The organism is Rhodococcus sp. 14-2470-1a, from assembly GCF_002259425.1.
GTDB lineage: Bacteria > Actinomycetota > Actinomycetes > Mycobacteriales > Mycobacteriaceae > Rhodococcoides > Rhodococcoides fascians_E.
In genome coordinates, this window is sequence record NZ_NPFZ01000021.1 from 17,361 (window position 1) to 38,557 (window position 21,197).

The 21,197-nt window shown below is 61.9% G+C and carries 19 protein-coding genes and 1 riboswitch; of the genes, 8 read left to right on the top strand and 11 right to left on the bottom strand.

What is annotated here, in order from left to right:
- Nucleotides 1-39: 39 nt before the first annotated feature.
- The gene (locus tag CH292_RS10615; protein ID WP_094654686.1) at nt 40-735 is read left to right on the top strand and encodes a uracil-DNA glycosylase family protein; all 696 of its coding nucleotides are present in this window, start codon (nt 40-42) and stop codon (nt 733-735) included.
- A gap of 931 nt (nt 736-1,666) precedes the next feature.
- On the opposite strand, the gene CH292_RS10620 is transcribed toward CH292_RS10615, so the two are convergent.
- The 4 genes from CH292_RS10620 to CH292_RS28605 all read right to left on the bottom strand — a co-directional run bounded on the left by CH292_RS10620 (nt 1,667) and on the right by CH292_RS28605 (nt 6,765).
- Complete coding sequence (locus CH292_RS10620) at nt 1,667-3,082, bottom strand: hypothetical protein (RefSeq protein WP_094654687.1); 1,416 nt, start codon at nt 3,080-3,082, stop codon at nt 1,667-1,669.
- A 202-nt stretch (nt 3,083-3,284) separates the two neighbouring features.
- Nucleotides 3,285-5,720, bottom strand: coding sequence for an ATP-binding protein (locus tag CH292_RS10625; protein ID WP_179277952.1), 2,436 nt, complete (start codon nt 5,718-5,720; stop codon nt 3,285-3,287).
- A gap of 102 nt (nt 5,721-5,822) precedes the next feature.
- Nucleotides 5,823-6,176 carry a hypothetical protein gene (locus tag CH292_RS10630; RefSeq protein WP_094654689.1) on the bottom strand — a complete coding sequence of 118 codons (354 nt, stop codon included), beginning with the start codon at nt 6,174-6,176 and terminating at the stop codon, nt 5,823-5,825.
- Nucleotides 6,177-6,339: 163 nt separating this feature from the next.
- On the bottom strand, nt 6,340-6,765 hold the full coding sequence (locus CH292_RS28605) for a hypothetical protein (RefSeq protein WP_143545745.1): 426 nt from the start codon (nt 6,763-6,765) through the stop codon (nt 6,340-6,342).
- A gap of 9 nt (nt 6,766-6,774) precedes the next feature.
- Between CH292_RS28605 and CH292_RS10635 the strand changes: the two genes are divergently transcribed.
- The 4 genes from CH292_RS10635 (at nt 6,775) to CH292_RS28610 (ending at nt 10,463) form a co-directional block, all read left to right on the top strand.
- Complete coding sequence (locus CH292_RS10635; protein ID WP_143545746.1) at nt 6,775-7,920, top strand: hypothetical protein; 1,146 nt, start codon at nt 6,775-6,777, stop codon at nt 7,918-7,920.
- Between the two features lie 866 nt (nt 7,921-8,786).
- A riboswitch (SAM riboswitch) is annotated at nt 8,787-8,907 on the top strand.
- A 28-nt stretch (nt 8,908-8,935) separates the two neighbouring features.
- Nucleotides 8,936-9,376: a mandelate racemase/muconate lactonizing protein gene (locus tag CH292_RS10640; RefSeq protein ID WP_094654691.1), complete on the top strand. Its 441-nt coding sequence runs from the start codon at nt 8,936-8,938 to the stop codon at nt 9,374-9,376.
- Nucleotides 9,377-9,666: 290 nt separating this feature from the next.
- Nucleotides 9,667-10,053 (top strand): hypothetical protein, encoded by a 387-nt coding sequence (locus CH292_RS10645; protein WP_143545747.1) that lies wholly within the window; start codon nt 9,667-9,669, stop codon nt 10,051-10,053.
- Nucleotides 10,054-10,205: 152 nt separating this feature from the next.
- Nucleotides 10,206-10,463 (top strand): hypothetical protein, encoded by a 258-nt coding sequence (locus tag CH292_RS28610; protein ID WP_143545748.1) that lies wholly within the window; start codon nt 10,206-10,208, stop codon nt 10,461-10,463.
- Between the two features lie 153 nt (nt 10,464-10,616).
- On the opposite strand, the gene CH292_RS10655 is transcribed toward CH292_RS28610, so the two are convergent.
- The 7 genes from CH292_RS10655 to CH292_RS10685 form a co-directional block, all read right to left on the bottom strand.
- The gene (locus CH292_RS10655; RefSeq protein ID WP_094654711.1) at nt 10,617-11,561 is read right to left on the bottom strand and encodes a choline kinase family protein; all 945 of its coding nucleotides are present in this window, start codon (nt 11,559-11,561) and stop codon (nt 10,617-10,619) included.
- Nucleotides 11,562-11,568: 7 nt separating this feature from the next.
- A complete protein-coding gene (locus CH292_RS10660) occupies nt 11,569-12,504 on the bottom strand; it encodes a phosphotransferase (RefSeq protein ID WP_094654694.1) in 936 nt (311 codons plus the stop codon).
- On the bottom strand, nt 12,504-13,928 hold the full coding sequence (locus CH292_RS10665; protein WP_094654695.1) for an amidase: 1,425 nt from the start codon (nt 13,926-13,928) through the stop codon (nt 12,504-12,506). The genes CH292_RS10660 and CH292_RS10665 overlap by 1 nt, the downstream gene beginning before the upstream one ends.
- 92 nt (nt 13,929-14,020) lie before the next feature.
- Nucleotides 14,021-15,280 (bottom strand): M20 family metallo-hydrolase, encoded by a 1,260-nt coding sequence (locus tag CH292_RS10670; protein WP_256978024.1) that lies wholly within the window; start codon nt 15,278-15,280, stop codon nt 14,021-14,023.
- A complete protein-coding gene (locus tag CH292_RS10675) occupies nt 15,280-16,842 on the bottom strand; it encodes a sodium:solute symporter (protein ID WP_094654696.1) in 1,563 nt (520 codons plus the stop codon). Before CH292_RS10675 ends, CH292_RS10670 begins: the two co-directional genes overlap by 1 nt.
- Nucleotide 16,843: 1 nt before the next feature.
- Complete coding sequence (locus CH292_RS10680; RefSeq protein ID WP_052060045.1) at nt 16,844-17,122, bottom strand: hypothetical protein; 279 nt, start codon at nt 17,120-17,122, stop codon at nt 16,844-16,846.
- A gap of 5 nt (nt 17,123-17,127) precedes the next feature.
- The gene (locus CH292_RS10685; protein ID WP_179277953.1) at nt 17,128-17,892 is read right to left on the bottom strand and encodes an inositol monophosphatase family protein; all 765 of its coding nucleotides are present in this window, start codon (nt 17,890-17,892) and stop codon (nt 17,128-17,130) included.
- 230 nt (nt 17,893-18,122) lie between these two features.
- Here CH292_RS10685 and CH292_RS10690 point away from each other — a divergent pair, with 230 nt between their 5' ends.
- The 3 genes from CH292_RS10690 (at nt 18,123) to CH292_RS10700 (ending at nt 21,196) form a co-directional block, all read left to right on the top strand.
- Nucleotides 18,123-18,884, top strand: a complete 762-nt coding sequence (locus CH292_RS10690) for a GntR family transcriptional regulator (RefSeq protein WP_143545749.1) — start codon at nt 18,123-18,125, stop codon at nt 18,882-18,884.
- A gap of 183 nt (nt 18,885-19,067) precedes the next feature.
- Entirely contained in the window at nt 19,068-19,970 is a 903-nt protein-coding gene (locus CH292_RS10695; RefSeq protein ID WP_094654699.1) for a LysR family transcriptional regulator, read from the top strand.
- A gap of 116 nt (nt 19,971-20,086) precedes the next feature.
- Nucleotides 20,087-21,196: an isocitrate/isopropylmalate dehydrogenase family protein gene (locus CH292_RS10700; RefSeq protein ID WP_094654700.1), complete on the top strand. Its 1,110-nt coding sequence runs from the start codon at nt 20,087-20,089 to the stop codon at nt 21,194-21,196.
- Nucleotide 21,197: the final 1 nt, after the last annotated feature.

A 21,197-nucleotide genomic window follows, 5' to 3' on the forward strand; every position in this document is an offset into this window, starting at 1 on the left:
CTAATTCAGCTAGCGAGACATTAAAAGGAGAACAGCACCGTGCGTCCAAACTACGTCAAGAACAAGCTCGCCTACGAACGCGGCCAGCTGCTCAGCAAGGACTTCGCTCCCCACAACGTCGAGGACAGGCTGGCTCGCCGATACGACGATCCGCGTGGTGTTCTGAATATGTGGGTCGATGAGACACGTGAGAGAACAGGGGAGAGCATCCCCTACTTTGACCCAGATGCCGGCGTCGAGGGAGTAAAGGTCCTGATGCTTCTGCAGGACCCTTCGAACGCTGCGGATGGTGAGTCGGGATTCATCAGTCGGTACAACAACGACCCGACAGCGCATAACGTCTACAAGACCTGCGAGCTGACAGGCCTGAGGTACGAGACGTACCTCCCGTGGAATGTCGTTCCATGGTGGGTGGCGAATCCGGCGATGAACGGTCCAGGACGAACGCTCGCGAGTCAGGCTGCGAGGGCCAGACCATACCTATTGCAGTTGTTGAATCTATTACCTGCACCGCCCGAGGTGATTATTTTGTCCGGCAACGAGGCACAGCGGGCTTGGCGGAATGCTATGAAAAGTGGTGTTCCGACATTCCTCCGCCAAGCCAGAGTCTTCGACGATTGCCCACACCCTTCGGGACAGGCATACAACAACGTCGACAAGAAGACGGGAATCAAGAACTCGATCAGGCTGGAGCGAGTCTTTGCCGAGGCCGCGCAGCTCGTCGGCAATATTTAGCTCTAGAATGCGGTGGTCTGACTATCGGGGACCTGCCACATTGGCCCGCTCTGAACGAGCATCGGAATGAGCAGTGGAAGCCCTCCCGCATTAGGTATTTCGCAGCGTACCTGTGTCGCCACTCCTGTCAATTTGTTCGAATGCGCTTCCAGCGATGCCCGCCCGCCCGGCAACGACATGTTGGCGAACCGGCGTGGCCAAGGACGTGATACCCGTGGAAATCCATGACGACGAGACGCGCCAGCCTTGCGGTGTCGAAGGAGTCGTCGACGTCCACCTCGATAGGGTTCGCACCCTGGCTAGCAAATCTCCGCTGCAGCCTAGCAAGGGGGCATGGCTGGCGAAGGTGCGGCAGCTTTCGCGGCGATCGAAGCGAATACTCGTCGGCTTGGCAAAGGACCAGCTCAGGTCAGCAGTGAGTGCACATTGCAGCAAAGACGATTCGGTCTATTCATTCGAGATTGGTACCGGGAATGTCGATGATCTCGTGACTCCCAATTACTGGCCGAGTCTTGTGGCTCGTTTCCGGTCCCGAGAAGTTGGTACAGCATGGAGATTTTGACCATGAAGGATATAGCTGTCGGATCTACCCGTACCGAACCCGAGCGTCAGGTCGAGAAGGCCCCCGCTCCCGTCACCGAGTGGGAGGGGCTGAACGTCATCTAGTTCCCGTGACCGGTGGGTTGATAAACAGCAACTGGCGCATCACCGTCGAAGGCAAACCCAAGCGCTACTTCATGAGGCTTCCCGGTGCGCCGCTTTGGACACAAGCACCACGTCGGTACTCATCTCGTCCTTCGCGCATCATCGCCCATCTGGCTTCCGCCCGCCCACGTTGGGCGAGCCTCCCATCGTCACGCATGCGGCAGGTTTCGAGTCACTCAAATTCGTGGACAAAGCGACTGAGTCAGCGAGCACCCAATGGTGCGCGTCAGAACACCGCGCCATTGTCGGGGTTGATATGCAGGACCCGCCCCAGGCAGTTGACGATGACGCTGCGGCCCTCTCCCGGAGGGGTGAAGACTGCACCGTCGATGTTGTCTGCGCCCTGGCTACCGGAGAAGGTGAAGGCGAACGGGTCATAATTGGCGCAGGTGTAGGTCCAATTGATCGCCCCGCTCTGAAAGCCAACACCGGCGAGGTTGAACGCGCCGGGACTTCTGGACCCTTGAGCCCCGGCCACCACTATCGTTTGTCCGTACGACGCCGTCGGTGTGGGCACGGTGATCGGCGAACCTGTGGTCGTGGTCCACGTGCTCGTCGATTGCGCGTTGAAGCCGAGTGGGGTCTCGGAGATACGAACTTTGCCTTCGTAGATGCGTACAACGTCGCAGCCGCCGCCGGCCACGGCAAATGTGGTTGCGGGTACGGCATCAGTGGTCCACCAGGCTGTGCAATTCTGTACCTCTTCGCCTGGGCCGAGTGTTGCGAGTTCGGTCGACGCGGTCTTCGAAGTGCTGGACGCGCCGCCCGCGGTGATGATGATGAGGCCAAGTAGGACCACACTCGTGATGATCGGCTTGATCAAAGATTTTCTTCCGACTGCAACGGCGATGTCGACAATCGAGAAGGCAAACCCGACGATGGCTGCACCGGTGAGCCACTGTAGAAACGTTGCCACATGCAGAAATGCGTCCATGAACTCCGAATTGTCTCGTGTAAGTGCTGCCGCCTGGTCGGTCAAACTCTGAGCGGTTGCCCAGCGTCCGACCGACAACGCTGGGAGCACCGTCACACCAGCCGCGATCGCGGCTGCAAGCGCCATGGGTGTAGGCACTTTTCCGATCGTTACAGTCGACGTCATCGCTTGATAGCCGATCTTGGCGCCCAGTGCTGCTGCTATCACGCACAGGAGCAAACCGACTGTGCTGGAGGGAATGGCACCGGCGAATAGCGATATGAGGGCGGCCAACGCGTACAGCGCGGCGACCGCTCCAGCGAAGGGCACAAGGACAATCCGGGCGAGCGGACTCTTGATGTGAACGGAGATATACAGCGCGAGAACGAGTACGAAACCGAGGCCTTGTAGGCCGGTCCAGTGGTCGAATGCCCAGCCTGGGGCCGCCTCGCGCAGCAAAGGCCATCCTCCGGCGACGGGTGCGACCTGGTCTGCAATCGTCCGATAGAAGCCCCACAGTCCGATCTCGGGAATCCAGTTGCCGATGAAGATGATCAGGGTCGGTATTCCGACGACTGCGAGCAAAGATCGTACGTACTTGTCGATCGAACTCTCGGGTTTGGCCGGTCCCGACGTGGTCGCCTGGACAATCGGAGTGTTGAGGTCATCGTCAGCATGTCCGACGTCCGACCGCTCGATCTTCACACCGCCACCGTCGTAGCGCGTCATATCGATTTTGTTCGCTGGCGCAGCCGTAGCTCTCGGTGGTGGTTTCGACTCACCGGCTTCCCGTCGAACCCAGGGTTTCGGCGTAGGTCCCGCTGCAGGCGGAGCGGGTGGCTCGACCGGGGTAGCAGGTGTTAATGCTGGAGACCCGGTGTCCGGCTCAGGCGACGTGAAGTACGACGCGAGATCGGCTGTCCGGTCGTTGTCATTGTTCGCCATGTGAACTCCTGTGTGCAGTGGAGGCTGAGGATCTGGTGGGGGCCAAAGTGTCCATGGCAGATGCCAACTCGGTGAGAGACTTGAGGAAGTGTCGAGACGAGCGCGACGCTGGTTCTAGTGCGACTACGTGGCCCGCGGTGCACCAGGCTTCGGCCCTGGTTATGCGCGAGGCGTTGTATTCCGCGAAGACATCTTCGATCAGACCGTCGTCGGCGGGATGGTTTCGAAGCCTGGTTGTTGCGTAGTCGAGACCCGTGCACATCGAGGGACATCCGATGCACATCACAGGATGAACGTCGTCGCTTCCGAGGCTGTGCTCGCTCGTAAGAAGGAGGCTAGGCGGCCGCGACGTTGGCGGTGAGACTTGGACCATGGCCGATTGCACACGCTCAGCGGCGTAGACGACCGCTGTACCGACATCGAGCCGTGCGAGGTCTTGCGCCTGCCGTTCGTTGAGCAACAGTGCATTCCCGAGCATCTCGCGTTCGGTGCTGTCGACTATTCGGTGGCATATGAGACTGCCGGTCACTTTCCTCAACGTTGCATCGAGCGTCGACGGGGCCTGGTCGCAGATGATGAAACCCTCTCCGCTTCCACGCAACTCGGCCACGGCCTCGACGAGGAGTCGGACTCCTTCGGACTGAGAATCGCTCCGGCTCGACAAGACTCGGTGCGCTTCTTCGAGCACGGTGACGTGCGCGAGGCGTCCGGCAGGCGGGTGCGCTTCACGATACGACGCAAGACCGGCTATGAGAAGAGCAAACACCAGCGAGCGTTCGGTCGGACCCGCAAATGCTCGGAACTCGACGACGGTGGGTGTACTCAGGAGCCTCTCCCAGTCGATCCCCGCATCCGGCCCCGTCGCGAACGCCGAGCCCATCGGTCCTCGAACCAGCGACTCAAGCCGTCCGAGTAAGGACCCGATGATCTCCGATCGGGTGTTGAGGGAGTAGTCCGAAGTCCGGATCATGTCGCCCACTGTCCGATAGAAATCTCGCAGTGTCGGCGCCTCCGATGTCTCGTAGCACTTGTACAGAGCACGGCTCAGCAGGATGTATCCGAACGGCCAGCTCTCCGAGAGCCTGAGCGCAACGTCGAAGGCGCCCACCACTCGTGCGGCGTGCGCCGCTGTGTCGCAGCCAGGTGGAACGACGAAGGGGTTGAACGCCGGATGCGCCGGACCGAGGACAACGTGTTCGACTCCGTCGTCCGCGAGTCTCGCCGCGAGGTCCGCATAGTCCGACTTCGCTGGGTCGAGAACCAAGAACGGCACTCTGTGGTCCAGCCAGAGTTGTTCGAGCAGACGCTGTACAGAGGTTGTCTTGCCGAAACCGGGGAGGCCGGCGACCATGACGTGGCGATTGATCTCGGACAAAGACAGCTCGACAGTTCCACCGGTCAAACCGGCGCCCAGAATGCACGCAGGACCGTTGCTTCCTGTCAGCTGCAGTTGTGGTGATCGCGGCAGTGTCGTAAGAGGTGAGCTGGCAATGCCCGGCAAGCCGCCGACAGGTGGCTGGGGAAAACGGACTACCGCGCCCGCCCGGGAGGGGGACGAGATCTCGACCAGTTCACGTACGAGTTTGTCTGTGAGGTCGAACCCCCAGTCGTGCGCCACCGCGAGGGTCAACAATTCCTCGGCGTCGAATCGTTCGAGACCCGAGGGCCGCACGATGTCGAAACCGCCAAGGCCGGTGAGATCCATTCCGATCGATTCCACCATCCCTGGTAAAAGGCCGTTCGTGCTCACGGCGGCTACCCTGACCTTCAGCGCGGCCCGCGGCAGGTCGCGTAGTACCTCGATGCTCTCCATCAAAATCTGGTCGCCGAGCTTGTCAGTTCGACGGTCTGGGTCGAATCGAAGCAATGCCACTGTGTCTGAAAGGTGCCCGAGCAGTTCGACGCTGGGAACGGTCCTTTCCGCATGAAGGATCAAGCCGCATCGGCCCTCGTGGTACGACAACATCTCGACCGCGCGCCGAAGAGCGTGCGGCTCGGGTGCCCACTGCAAGACCGCGACATGGGTCGCATCTCGTGCGGTGGCGTCAGCCGATCGTCCGACATCCGCGTCCTCGAGTCTCCGCCGAACCTCCGCGATGTCCGGATGAGCACCGCCCTGGGTCAAGAACCAAAACAGATCCGTTGTGTCCTCGCCACTAGCGGGAAGCAGATCCAGCTCTGCGGGCAGATTCGTGACGACGAGGTTGCCGAGCGTCTTCGCGTCTTCGACGGTGGTTGCCGCGCCCACAATCCACGCGCTGACCGTACCTGGATGAGACGCGCTTCGACCTTCCGAGTGCAAGCGCAATTGCAGGGCAGAGCCCTCGGTGGCCGCATAGGCAAGAGCCTCTGCAAGATTGAGGTACGCACGTCGAACCGTATCGAGCCCGTACAGCTCTTCTTCGACCATACTGTCGGGCAAGACTGGCACCCGAGCGGCCCATGCCCAACGGTCACGGTCGATGTGCACCATTTCGAGCGTATTGATGTTCACGCTGCTACCGGCCGTTCGCTACCCGGTCCGTCACAACAACCCGCCGGAAGCATCCGACGAGGAGTCGTCTGTGGATTCGGCGGCGTCGCTCGCCTCTTCGACGGTAGTCGTGTCCTCGGATAGTTCGACGTCCTCAGGTGGCGCGTGATCTGCATACTCGGGTTCGGCTACCTGTTCGGAAACGGATTCATCGCGCTGCGCCCTCGCTTCACCGAACTGAGCCACCGCCTCTGCGGCGTTGACATGTGCGCCGACCAGCGGCGCGAGAAACTCATTGCTTTCCGCAAGGTCAGCGGCCGCGGGCGGCGGGGCAGTCGCGTTCAGAAACACCGCCGCCCCTCCGACAACTTTGCCGGCAATATCGTCGAAACGTGAGTTGCCCACCTGCGCCGCCTTGATTGTCCAGTTCGCTGTTTCGGGACGATCAGCTGAAGGAGGTCAAACCTACTACAGCTTGACAAGCTTGGCAGAATTGCGAGAGATGTTGGTGGGCATGATCATTCGTTTGAATTACGTGCCGTGCCGCTACCCTGATTCCGTACGATGGTCAATCGGTCGAACGACCGACACTGGCGAGTAGGAGAGTGTGATGTCCGGTGTGCCTCAGTTGTTGGGCGATACATTCCCGATCCAGGGCAGACTCAGCCCGGAGCCAGGCCAGTGGCTCGTCATCTTCAAGAAGGGTGGCGGTCGTCAACTGATCAAAGCTGGTCAACGACGATGGGACTTCGGTCTCGGTCAGTTCCAGGCCGCGTCCTATGCGAAGCTGCGCACGAGCACCGTGACGGTCGATATCCGCTTCTCCCACGTCCCGCTGGGTGACTCGCTGTTTCTCCCGTCGGCAGCCATCACCCTTGGCTTTCGAATCGATCCGGAGTCGGATCAGGTGGGACTCCTTGCGCTGCTCGAATCGGAAGGCGCGGCGTTCACGACGGCGATCGAATCGCGGTTGACGGATTCCCTCGAGCGTCATGTTCGTACGATGCTCGAGGGCGCCGACCCACTGAAGATTTACAGCGCGGGATTCGCTGAGTTCGTATTCCCCGGGGGGACGGTCCGACTCGACGAGAAGTTCATCCATGTCACGATGGCACGGGTCATCGATGTCACGTGGCCGGAAGGCGTACTGGCTCAAATCGCCAACATGGATTCCAAGGTCGCCGAGGTTGCGCTTACCGAGATCGAAGTACGTGCTGCGCAACGCCGCCGTGAAGCCGAACTCATCGAGGTCGACCACGAAGGTCAGTTGGCGATGGCGAGAGCGCACGTCGATGCGGAGATTGCGCTCAAACGTGTGGTGGCCGAACGCGCTGACGAGTTCGAACGTGCAGCACTGGCAGGCCGGATCCAGTTTGCACAGGTCGAAGCGGCTCAGAAGCTATCCCGTGAGCTCAACATTCCGCTGATGTCGATCCCAGGTCCGTGGACTGCAATGCAGGACCGAAACGCAGAGTTACTTGGTAAGGCGCTCGAGAATCACACCTTGAGCCGTCGCCCGGAAATTCTGCAGGCATTGGTGGCGTTGACCTCTGGCCAGAGCGTGGGCAACGTAATCCTGGAACGGCAGGCCGAGCAGGTACTGGACAGCGTGGATCCCGACCGGGTACGCAACGAGACGATCACCAACCAGCTCGACGTGGGCCAGAGTGCAGACATCCTCGACAAGGCAAGCTTTCAGCTGGACGCAGGGCTGAACGGGATTTGGGAATCCCTCGACACCGGCGTCGGCCTCAAAGGCGCAAGCTACGGCCTGTCCGGTACCGAGGCGTCGATCATTCTTGTGGCCGACCGGGACATCCCTGTTCCCGATGGGCTACGAACCAGAATCATCGAAGTCATGAATCTCGATGAGTTCTCCAAGGTACGTTTCGACTTGGTCACCGGCTCCACCGTGCGAATAGTGTTGAGACAGTTGATCACGCGGTTTGCAAAGTTGCCTCCCGGGATAGACTTCGACCTCTACCTACGTCAACGAGCGGATGGCAGGGGTGAGATCGTGGTCGAGCTCCGAGGCGACCGCGACGAATGCGAGCGGATCATTGCTCGGGTGAACAACCCGCACGAGCCCTGGCTACTAGCGGCTGAGAATAGTTTCGCTCGCGGGCGTCTGCGATTCGACAGGAGGTAGTGGTCAGCGTCCGCCTACTGTTTCCGAATGACGCAAGGAATTCTGACTTGCGAAATTCTGGAAGCAACGAGGACTTTGATCACGGCAATTCGAGCCAAGATCCCAGCGGCCATCGCGGCAGTCAAGGTGCCGGGCGTAGTCGTCCTTCGAGAGCGGCGCCCATACAGCGTCGTCGCGGTTCATCGAACTCATTCAGCAAATCTTGGATGCATCACGCTGCAAATGCTAGTTCGGAAGTCGTGCCGCACAGGTGGATGGGCCGACTCAGGCCGGCCATACGAAGCGAGGGCTCTTACGGCAAGTCTTGGCACCTCGACTCAAGCGGGTGAGTTCCCAAGAGGCTGTCGGATGTTTCTACGGGGGACCGGGAATGGGCATGACAGCGACTTGCCATTCTGATCGGTTCCGTCGGAGGGTTCCAGATCGCTATGTTCAGCATCGCCCCAGGGCATTTGGAGGTCATCGTTCATGTTCACTGCCTGAACCAGGTAATGGTCACCAAGCGTTTCGAGGATCGTAACCGGATCGCCCCGCCGGATGCCTAGAGAAACCAGGTTGTCCGTGACTACCCGGGCGAGTTCGAATTCTTCGAATCTTCCGTTTTCCATTACTTGACCCATCCGGTGAAAGGGGTTGACAGTCTGATTGTTCCGTCCCGTTCGGAGATCTTATTGGCAGGGCCATTGAAGACGCGCACGCAGCGGTCGACGGTACGTTGACTCTTCTATCGAGCCGCGCCCAGGTCCCGCGCGGATCGGGCTGGGTATGACGAGATGGTGATCGATATGGACCTGCCTGGACCGCTGAAACCGTTGCGTGCCGATGCGTCGTGACAAATCGGTGTGTCGGGGCTATCTTCGAATCAGGTTCAAGAGTGACAGTCGCACGGTACCTGGCCGGCTGTCCGGCAACCCCGTCTCCATCGACAGGGGTGCCCCAGGGGAAGAACCGGCTCGACCGGCGGCCGCCGGCGGGCAAGTCGATGGAGGTCTCGCACCTCCGGAAGAGGTGAATTATGTCCGAGTCTTTCGAACTGGCTGCCGCCCAAGCGAAGTGGAACCCCATTCCGCCGGAACGACGCAGGCGATGGTGCAGAACCCTGCTCGACTATCCGCCGATCTGGTACGGAACGTTTCCCATGATTGCGACGAGACAGCACATCCTCGACGGCGGCTACACCAACATCGGCGCATGGATCGATCTTGCCAAACGAGCGGAGGCCGTCGGATTCACTCCCGAGACGTGGTTGATCTTCCGGCAAAGCCTCCAGTGTGACGATCTGGTCGAGGACTACCCGGCACACCCGGCGAACCGACCGAAACGACGCGGAAACGGTGGGGTCGAGTCGCTCATCGTCGATCCGGAAGATTTCGCCGACTGGCCATGGATGTACGAGGCCGGATACCGGGTATCCGAGTCGACGATGAGATCACTCGCACGACCAGCCGACCTCTAACGGATCGTTCCGGCTTTCGCGGTCGTGTATGTCTGGGCACGCTCTCGACCCGTTGACGCTGCGCCGTGCATATCACATGCACGCGCTGTCGCGGCGAACACGTCAGCGACGTCGATGCTGTTCTGGCGAAGCGTCGAGCACTCGGAAATGGTCGCATCGACTTACGGAGTTCGCTGGGCCTGCACGAGGGTGATCGCTGAATTGGGGAACCGATTGTCCTCGGTGTGCGTCTGATCCTGTAGGCGGTCTTGACGGGCCGCTCGGTCGAGGATTAGCAACGGGGGCATGGGATGCAATTTTCTGATCAACGCGCTGACGAGCTTCCCGGTTTCCCTGTCCCGCGGGTGCAGTTGGTTCTGGGCAGTGTTTTCGCCGGTGTTCTTGCGCTGATCGCCCTGGTATTGGCTGGATCCAGTGTCATCACCGGTCAGGCAGCGTCCGCGGTCGCGACTGGATCCTTTGCGGTGTTCGTTACTGCGACAGCAACTTTCGCATGGAGCAATCAACCGTCGCGCAACGTGGGTGAGGCTGCACGTCGGACGGTCACGGCGTCGACCGTGCGATACGACTCTCGTGGCTTGCCACTGCTCAGCGCTGTGGTCGGGTCGCTGGTGGTCGTCCTGATCGGATTCGGATTCGCTGCTGGTGGTCCGCTGCTGGTGGTCCGCTGCTGGTGATCTGCGGCGTGATGGGTGCGTTTCTTGCGACTTTCTTCGTTCCTCTGGCTACTCGATCGATACGCAATGGCAGGGTCGAACTTACTGCGCAGGGGATTCGTCAACGCGGCTGGTCGTACGAGGCCGAGGTGACGTGGGACGCCGTAGTCGACGTGTCCTTTTCAGTCAGGCGCTACGCCGCCGTCGCCATTCGTGTCGATTCGGCGAGTTCCGTCATCCGGCGTGACTCGACACCGTTCTGGAGGATCGAGAAGCTACCGCCCGAACCTCTCATCGAGCTCGACTGTCGACGGGTAGATATTCACCCAATGGTGCTGGCCAGATGGATCCGCTTCTACAACGACAACCCCGCTGCACGTATCGAACTCGGGACGCGCGCAGCAGAAGACAGACTCGTCGCCGAACGTTGATTGTCGAACTGGGGGTCTACGCCGAGGTGGACACAAGCTATGGCCAGCGGATCTCGGCGATGAACCAGACGACAAAGGCTGCAACCAGCGCACCGGTAAGAAGGACGGTAAACAGCTGGATCAGTGAGTCGACGAAGAAGTTGCTCGGTCAGCTCACAACGACTGGACCCAATATGCCCATCGCGGGTCCGACATCTTTATCCTCGCCCGCGCCAGTTTCCACGACCCGTATTTGTGGTAGTCGAAGTCCCACGCCCCGCTGAGCTTGTGGTTCACACACCCCCACAGACCCCACTTCACGTCGGCAAGGAAACTACACACCTGCACCCGGGAGATCATGGACCATTCCGCTTTGCCGAAGAACTCCTCGATCAACTCCATGACCTGCTGCTCGCCGTAGAACATCTCGGTGACCAACACAGCGAGCTCGTAGGCCCGATCGTTGTTCGACGCGAACTCGTAGTCCACCAGTTTCATCGGTAACCCGTCGCCGATGAGGATGTTGCCGGGCATCGGGTCGTTATGGCACGCAACCAGATCCAAGCCGGACGCCAGCATCGCCGACTTCACCTGCCGGTACTCGGTCAGGATCACCTCCGCATCACGCGGCAGCCGCACACCCAATTCGGCAACCTGTTCGAGATGCTCGTCGATCATGTCGAAGATCGTCTTCGTCACGCTCAGTGTGCTGCCCGAATGCAGCGTCCGATACACATCGATCATCCCCAGCGGAATCTCCCGACGCTTCAGATCACCGTTCGTGCACGCCCGATAGCCCTCCAAGAACTCGATCACCTCGACACCAGTGACCGGATCGAACAACACCACCTCCGGTCCGATCCCCAACGCACCAGCGCGTCGAGCTGCCTCGTTGGCCAGGGACCGGTCGATGAACGAATCCGTCCCAGCACCCGGCAGCTTCATGAAGTAGCGCTTGGGTTTGCCTTCGACGGTGATGCGCCAGTTGCTGTTCATCAACCCACCGGTGACGGGGGAGTAGGTGACGTTCAGTCCCTCCCACTCGGTGATGGCAGCGAGGGCCTTCTCGACCTGGCGTTCGGGTTCGGTGCGGGCAGATCCGACAGCTATATCGTTCATGGTCACCTCAGATGTTCCGTACTCGGTCGTCGAAATGCGGGTCGCGCAAGCCAGCGCGCGCCCGAAGGAACTGCCAATCGGAGAATTTCGAATACTCGTGCGTCCCGGGCTTGACTGCATCGCAATACAATCCGATCAGCGCCCAGCGGAGCGAGTCCGCGATCCCATAAATGCGAGCGCGATCGAACAGCGCACTGTCGAACGATCCCCACGCCATCTCGAACACCTCTCGCGCATCGGAGTCGAACGGGCGGATTTCCGCCAGCAATGCTCCGATGTCCTGCAGCGGGTCCATCCGCGCCGCGACATCCCAGTCGACGAGGCGCATGCTGCCGTCGTCGAGCATCAGGATGTTGGAGACGTTGCCGTCACCGTGGCAGGGAACGGTGTCGAAACCAGCGGACTCGATGCGCGCCTGCGCTGGGGCGAGGGTGCGGAGCATCCAGTCGAAGTCGGCCGGCAACGCGCCGCCGACCTTCGCGATCAGCCCGTGCACGGCAGCGAGGTCGTCGAACACCGATGCCCGACGCGTGACCCCGGCCAACCCGTGCACCGACTTCCGCAGCGCCACCAGCTTCTCGACGTTCGCGTCCTCGTCGAACAGGTCCAGGGTGGCGGTGGACGAGATGCCGGTGAAGTCCTCCATCACCAGCACACCGGAGTCGGCGTCGGAGATGAAGACCTTCGGGCCGATTCCGGCATCACCAGCAGCGGTAGCGGCGGAGAACGTCGCACCGAATTCGACGTAGTCACGAGCCTGCGACTCCATGACCTTGACGAACGCGGCGTTGCCCACGGCGTCGTCGGCGATATCGGCGCGTCCGGAATAACGCTCGGAATCAGCGCCCCACCAGCTCGGGCTCGCCATGGTGGGGCCCGCATCCAACACGACGTCGCCGGTAGTCCAGACGCCGATGTCGCTCAATAAGTTTCGTACAGTCATCAGGCTGCTCCGATCTTGTCTGCCGCCACGTCGATCGGCCAGTCCATGGTGATCTCACGGTGGGTTTCGAGCCATTTGGTCAACCGCAGGACGGCCTGGTCGGCGAAGCGCGACCCCGCGACCTGAATGCCGATGGGCATGCCCGAGTTCGTGCCGAACGCCGTGCTGAATCCGAAGCACAATGCCGAGACTGGTTGCGCTGTCTGGTTGAACCACGCGGTAAAGCTGCAGTGTCCCAATGGTTGCAGGAGATCGAGCCCGACTTCCTCGGCGCCGAACCCGACGGTCGGAATGACCGGACTGATCACGAAGTCGAACTCACTCGACCTCGCCCGCACGAACTCCTGCGACCGCATCACCGAGTCGGTGTCGCGCGAGTAGTCAGCAGCCGAATAGTTCGCTGCCCCGTACGCCCAGTCCGCCACGGCAGGAAGGACCTCGAACCGTCGCGCCTCCGGAATGGACTCCCACTCCGTCCGCGCACGCACCTGGAACAGCCGGTCGAGCGCCGGATACGGATCGTAGGTGAACACCGGCGGCATCTCGGTGACAACGGCGCCGGCGGCGCTGAGCTGCGCGGCAGCATCGCGCACCACTGCCGCGACGGGTTCGCTGACACTGTGCCCGTAGCCCATGTCGAGCATGACGCCGATCTTCAGACCTGCAGGCGACAGCGGCGCATGGATGTCGGCGGTGTCCTCGTACGGCAGGCTCCACGTGTCCCGCGGATCCGGTCGGGAGATGACGCGATACAGGTCGATCAGATCGTCGACGTTGCGAGCCATCGGACCGGCCGATCGCATCGTCGACGGCGCCACATGCGGAATGCGTCCTTGCGTCGGCTTGAGCGCCACCAACCCGCAGTGGCCGGCAGGCAGCCGCACCGATCCGGCAATATCGGAACCGACAGAACCGAAACCGATGCCCGACGCCAAACTCGCTCCCGCACCCGAGCTCGAGCCGCCGGTGTTGCGGCTCAGATCCCACGGGTTACGCGTGATCCCGTACAGCGAACTGACGCCGGCGGCCATCATTCCCATGTCGGGCATCGTCGTTTTGCCGACGATGACAGCCCCCGCCTCCTTGAGACGCGCAGCCGAGGGAGCGTCCGTCGTCGACACCTTCAGATCCGCGTTGGCCGCGACACCGTGACGCCACGGCATCCCGATCGCATGCACCGAGTCCTTGATCGTCACCGGAATCCCGTCGAGACCGCCGAGAGACTGCCCGGCGCGAAGACGATCCGTCGCAGCCTGAGCCGCGGCGCGTGCACCCGATTCGTCCACGTACGCAATCGCATTGATCACCGGATTGGTGACCTCGATGTGCTCGAGCGTCGCGTCGAGCACATCGAGGGGCGTGGTGTCGCCGGAGGCGAACGCGTCGCGAATCTCGGCGACGGACTTGGTGAGGAGAGGATTCATCGAAGGCCTTTCGAACCGAGCGCGTCGACTCGCGAGCTGCCGGCGATCGCGGCAGTCGTAGCGGGCAAGTCGATCATGTGCGCCTTCTTTTCTTACGACGAAGTGTGGCTGGCGTTAGCGAACTCTGCAGGATGAGCTGCGCCGATATCGCCCCGGACCATGCGAGCGACGGTTTCGGTGAGCATCTTGACCCCGGCGAGCAGGTCCTCGTCGCGCGTCAGTTCCTTCTCGCTGTGCGAGATGCCGTCGACGCTGGGGACGAAGAGCATGACCGTCGGGACGATGTCCTTGAGGTTGACCGAGTCGTGCCCGGCCATCGTGAGCATCCGGCGATGCGACAGTCCCAGGTCCTTCGCGGCCTCCTCGGCGAGTTCGACGCCTTCGAGCTGGTAACTCGTCGACGGCCGCAACGACGATGTATCGATGCTGACATTGACCTCGGTCACCTCGTCGATGGCAGCGAGCAGCATCTCGTGAGCCTGTTCGAGCACGTCCGGATCCGAGGACCGGAGGTCGACGGCCATGGTGACCTTCGACGGCACGACGATGGGGGAGTTGGGTTCCACGTCGAACTGCCCGACCGACGCGAGCAGCAGTCCGTCGTCGAAGTTTCTCGTGAGTTCTCGGGCGGCGAGAACGATCCGAGATGCGCCGACCAACGCGTCGTGACGCAGGGCCATATGCGTTGCGCCGGTGTGCGACTGCTCGCCGTGCACGGTGATCGAGTACTTCCGTGCTGCCCAGTTGGCGGTCACGATCCCGATTCTCAGGCCTTCCTTCTCGAGGATCGGGCCTTGCTCGATGTGGATCTCGGCGTACGAGACGGCCTCGGGTGCTGGGTCGATTCCGTGGAAGCCGATATCGGACAGAGCATCTCGAACGCTGATGCCGGCGCGGTCGGTGACCTTCAGGATCTCGTCGGCGTCGAACTTGCCGATGAAGACCCCGCTTCCCATGAGGGAAGGGGAGAAGCGGGAGCCTTCTTCGTTGAACCAGTTGACCGCGGCGAGGTTGAACTGCGGAGTCAGGGAACCGCGTTCGACGTGTTCCTTCAGGTGATGCACGGCGTGGGCGGCGGCGAGGACACCGTAGGCGCCGTCGTACTTCCCGGCCGTCGGTTGGCTGTCGAGATGCGAGCCGACGAGCACGTAGGGCGCGCCGGGTACGAATTCGACGCTGCCGTACATGTTTCCGATGGCGTCGACGATGGTGGTGAGGCCGTGCCGGTCGAACCAGTCGGCGAGAAACCGCCTGGTTCGACCGTCGTCCGCGGTCGCTGCCTCTCGGTCGACGCCGCCAGCTGCGGTGGCGCCGAACGAGGACATCGTCGCGAAATCGTCTAGAAAGGTCACTAGATTTTCTCCGGAGCAGGGGTAGCGGCCATCTCGTCGATCTGGGCCTCGAAGGCCAGGTCGGCGGGAGCGGTGCGGGTGGGACGCTTGCCGACTTCGAACATGGCGTCGACGCGGGCCTTCTCCTCGGCCGTGGTGCCGGTGACCTTGGAGACGATGAGGAAGACGGCCAGGTTGACGGCCATGCCGATGACGCCGCCGGTGAGGCTGCCGAGGCCGACGATGTCGTCGGGGAAGATCGCGGTGAGCACGAGGGCGACGGTGAAGCCGGAGACCATGCCAGCGACCGCGCCCTTGCCGTTGCCGCCGCGCCAGAAGACACCGAGGAACAGCGGGATGGCGAGCTGTACGACGCCCTGGTACGAGATCTGGGCGAGGAGCTGCAGACGCGTCATGTTGAACGTGGCGTAGGCGACGACGGCTGCGGCGGCCATGAAGCCGAGCATGCTGATCTTCGCGACCTTGGTCAGCTGGCTGTCGGTGAGCTTGCGCTTGTCGGAGTTGACGAGGTCGTTGGCGATCTGCAGGCCGCAGACCTGGACGCTGCCGTCGATGTGGCCCATGGATGCGGCGAACACCATGGTGGCGGCGAGTCCGAGCAGCCACGTTCCGCCGTAGCTTTCCGCGATGGTGAACCAGCCGGTCTGAGGCGATGACGCGACGTCGGGCATGACCGTGCTGGCGATACCGACGAGCATGAGCAGGGAGTAGAAGACGCCGGAGATCAGGACGGTGCGGATGGTGCCGGACTTGACGGCGCGCACGCTCGACGCGGTGTAGATGCGCTGGAAGCTCGTCGGCCAGCAGAGCGATCCGACCACGCCGGTGAAGATGAGGGCGAACAGGTAGAACGGGCCGTACGCGTCGCCGTCTCCGGGGACCTTGAGGTACTCGTCGGCGACATCTCCGAGGGTGGAAAAGCTGATGGGGCCGCCGGCGACACCGGAGAGCAGGACCAGGCCGAGCGCTGCGGAGAAGACGTAGGCGACGATGCCCTGGAACATGTCGGTCATGATCAGGCCGCGCATGCCCATCTTGACGGTCCAGAACTGGCGGATGACGATGACGGCGAGTCCGACGAACAGGCATGTGGTGACGGACCATGCTCCGGCGCTGGCGACCTGGAAGACCTCGCCCAGTGCCTGCATGCCGAGGACGACCCACGGGAACAGCGAGACGATGCCGATGACGCTGGCGACGATCTTGGTGCCGCGCGAGTTGAAGCGAAGGCCGAGCAGGTCGGGCTGCGAGCGGAGGTTGTACTTCGCTCCCCAACGCCAGGCGCGGGTGGCCATGAAGTACATCATCGCGACGCCGAGGCTGGAGTACGCGAGGCCGTAGAGGCCGAACACGCCTGCGCCGCTGGCGAGTCCGAAGAACGCGATGAACACCGATCCGGGCCACCACGAGTTGACGTAGCTCATCGCGACGTACCAGGGGCCGTAGGAGCGGCCGCCGACGGAGTACTCGTCGAACGTGGGGCTCGTCTTCTGCTGTGTGGTGTAGAGGATGAAGATGACGATGGCGTAGAAGACCGCCAGCATTCCCAGCATGATCAACATGTCATTCTCCAGTGAGGGGTGCGGTAGCGGGGAGGAGGTCCTCGTCGAGTTCGCCGCGGATGTCCTCGACGATGTAGAGGCCCCAGAGGGTCAGGCCGAGAACGACTCCGTTGATCAGCCAGTACATGATGGCGAACGGAATGCCGAGGATCTCGAAGCGAATGCCGCTGCCCCACATGTAGAGCGGTGGGAACAGCGCGAAGAGCAGAGCGAGAGCGTAGATGCTGCCGAAGAACGTCATGATGCTCTTCCGGCTCAGGCCGCGAATGTACTCTTTCATGTGCGTCATCCTTGGTTGACTATTTTGAGAACCGAGTCGTGCACGGCGCCGTTGGAGGCGATGCCGTTGCCACCGTTGAAGTCTCGCGCTCCGTCGAGCGAGGTGAACATGCCGCCGGCCTCTTCGATGATGACCGGCATGGGGGCGAGATCGTAAGCCTGCGTGGTGTAGTCGACGATCGCTTCGGCTTGGCCGCTCGCGACCATCATGTAGCCGTAGGCATCGCCCCAGGTTCTGATGACGGCGCCTGCGGACTGGAGGTCGACGATGGAATCGGGGTGCCAGTCCTCGAGCCAGGTCGCCATGACGTACGCGCCGTCGAGTTCCGTTTTGTCCGAAACGCGAACTTGCTTGCCGTTTTTCCAGCATCCCTTGCCGCGTTCGGCGTGCATCAGCACATCGGCACTGGGGAGGTTGATGACGCCTGCGACGATGGTGCCGTCTTCTTCGAGAGCGATCAGGTTGGCGTACAGCGGAACTCCGTGAACGAACGATTTGGTTCCGTCGATCGGGTCGACGATCCAGCGATACTGCGACGTTCCGGCGGTTTCACCGAACTCCTCGCCGAGGAAGCTGTCGTCCGGGTAGTGCTCGGTGACCTGGGCCCTGATGTACTGCTCGATCTCGCGATCTGCCTGCGTAACAGGGGAACCGTCCTGTTTCGACTCGACCGCGAGGGCCGACGTGTCGAACCAGCGGCGGGCAATCTCACCCGCCGAGCGGGCGAGCTCCACGCCGAGTGCGGCGCGGGCCGACCGGGAATCTTCCACAGTGGTGCACCTTTCGATGAGTGGATTTCTCTGACAGGGAGAACGATGGGCGTAGACCATTTCTGGTTTTGTTCGCGAAGTGTGAACTGCATGTAACGCGTGGCCGGGGTGGAATGACATAGGACACCAGCGGTGTTAATCGTGCGTAAATCAGCAGGTAGGTGGTGGTTTGCAGGCGTCAGGATCATTTAGATTGCAATGACAACACGTCAGGAGGTGGACCAGTGCTGATGATGGAGCACACCCATGCAGCTCTACTTCGGTTGGTGGAGGAGCTCGAGCAGCGCTCGGTACCTCGGCTCCCACCCGAACGCGAGCTGGCTGAGCGATTGGGTACCTCGCGGACGACTGTGCGCAAAGCCATGGACCTGCTCGAACGCGATGGCGTGATCCGTCGGATGAAAGGCCGCGCGGGTGGTGCGTACCTGACCGCAGTCTCGCCGGGTTCGCCCTCCCCCGAGAGCACGCTGTCAGTATGTCAAAGTCGGAGGCTGCTGCGGAGCCTCAACACCGTCAAAGGTGTACCGCAGATGTTGCACGAACAAGGTTTTCGCGACGGCACCAAGGTGATCTCGGCGCGGATGACGAGCCCTTCGGCTGATGCGGCTCGAGTCCTCGGCGACGGACCGGCAGTGTCGTTGTTGCGCTTGAGGTTTGCCGACGGTGACACCTTGTCTCTGGAACAGATGTACCTCAGCGGAAGCATCTGCGGACGGGTGCTGGAGACCCCGCTGAACTCCGTCTACGAGGCGCTAAGGACGTTGCTTGGCATTTCGGTGTGCATGGCGGACGAGTCGATCGAGCTGGCGACCGTGACCGCGCCGGTCGGTGCGCTGCTCCGGCAGCCGGAGGGCACCCCGATCCTCAAACTCGAGCGCATCGGATACGACCAGCAGGAACGGCCCGTCGAATACTCGGTGGATCTCTTTCGCGCTGATCGGACGAGGTTGAACGTCCGGACCTCATCGTTCGTCGGGGCTTCGCCCATGTGAAGGTAGGCGCCTCCCAATCGGCATCGAACGTCCCCCGGGGCGGGCCGAAGACCCGTTCGCCGGATGAGTAACACTGGGGTTCCATGCTCACCGATGGGACTCGATGGCGCCTCGGCGTTCTGGAAAGCTCAGCGGTAACCCACCGCTGTGCGCCGCACGCCGGCCGCATGATTGGCTGACCAGATGGAAGTAGAGCTTTCCCTGCTCAGATTGCTGATCGAAATCGATCGCTCAGGTTCGATGACCGCGGCAGCCGAGCAGCTGATGTACACCCCGTCGGCGGTGTCGCAGCAGATCAAACGTCTCGAAAGTATCGTCGGCACGCCCGTCGTCGAACGTCATGCACGCGGCGTTCACCTGACGCAAGCAGGCAGGCTCGTCGCTGCCAGAGCTGCGGCAATCGAGACCCACTTGTCGGCACTGGCCGTCGAGCTGTCCGATCTCTCCAACGCCCGGGCGGGCAGCGTCGACCTCGGGGTGTTTCCGTCGTTCGCGGCGTCACTACTGCCCGACGTCATCAGCACTTTCCAGGCGGCGCATCCAGGTATCACACTGGGGATCACCTCGTCGAGGCTGCGCGACCTTCAGCAGATGCTGCAGGCACGGACCGTCGACGTGGCGCTTGCATGGGACTATGCCCAGCTGCCGATGACGACGCCCGGCATCGATACCGAGGTCATCGCCGTCGATCAAACGGTGTTGCTGGTGCCCACCGGTTGGAAGCATCCGGGCCCGGTGACTCTCGCCTCGCTCGCATCCGAGCAGTGGATCGTTCGGACCGGTGGGCACGCGATCACCACCGTCTTTCGACGAACGTGCCGTGATGTCGGTTTCGATCCGAAAGTGTTCATCGAATCCAACGACTACATGGAGTCGCAAGCGATGGTGGCTGCCGGTTTGGGGCTCGCGGTCGCTCCCAAGTTGACCACTCGCTACCTCCGAGACGGTGTGACTGCTCTGGAACTGGGCGAACTGCCGGAGCGTCGAATTCTGTTGTGTCGGTTGGAGGGAAGTACTCACACTCCGGCGGATCGGGCTCTGCGAGCAATCCTGATCGACGTCACCCAAGGTGTGAGTTCTCCTTAAGTCAGGTGTGAGTAACTCTCTCTGGTCTTCAAGCTCGACGGGCGGCACTGTGTATGTCAGCGGTCACACCAGTGGCCGAGTCCGCAACGAAGCGGACGTGAACAGCTGGAGACACCTTGACCGACGAATCCCCGAACACGCAGTGCAGCAACACTCTAGAACTGGTAGTACTCGACGGCGACGGTATCGGCCCCGAGATTGCCGACGCCACAACCCGGGTCGTCGACGCCACCCTTGCCCCCGCCGGGATCGCGCCCCACTTCCGGCGTGAGCTCATCGGATTCGACGCCCTACGCGCGTCCGGAACGACGATGCCGCCCGAGATCGTGGACATCTCCCGCGCCGCCGACGGTGTCATCCTCGGTCCGGTCTCGCACCTCGACTATCCACCCAGCTCGGAAGGGGGCGTCAACCCGTCCGGGATTCTCCGGCGCCAGTTGGACCTGTATGCAAACATCCGACCTGCTCGTACGGTGAATGCGCTGCCCAACCCGTTGAACCGGGCGTTCGACCTCGTCATCGTGCGCGAGAACACCGAAGGCTTCTACGCCGACCGGACGATGTTCGCGGGCGGGGGAGAGTTCATGCCGACCGAAGACCTCGCGCTCGCGATCCGGAAGGTCACCCGTGCTGGGTCGGAGCGAATCGTCCGTCGTGCATTCGAACTCGCGCGCACGCGCCGATCCAAAGTTACCGTCGTACACAAGGCAAATGTGCTCAGGCTCAGCGACGGTCTCTTTCTCGAAGCGGCGCGGCACGTTCGCGCCGAGTTCCCGGACGTCGCGTACGAAGAACTCTTGGTCGACGCCGTTGCAGCATTGCTGATCAGGAGCCCGGAGCAGTTCGACGTCATCACGACCACCAACATGTTCGGCGACATTCTCTCCGACGAAGCCACCGAACTGTCGGGCAGTCTCGGCCTCGCTGCATCCCTCAACGTGGGTACGGGTCATGCCGTCGCGCAGGCTCAACACGGATCGGCGCCCGGTATCGCAGGCCGCGGCGTGGCCAACCCCGCGTCCCTGATCGGGTCGGCCGCCATGCTCCTGTCGTGGATCGGTGAGCAACGAAACGACGCCAGGCTGACGGATGCGGGCGCGCGAATTCATGGTGCAATCGACCTCGCGGTTGCATCCCCGGACACCCGAACCAAAGACCTCCACGGAACAGCAGACACCGAGGGCTTCACCAAGGCGGTCATCGGCCGCCTCGTTGCGGAGCGCTGAA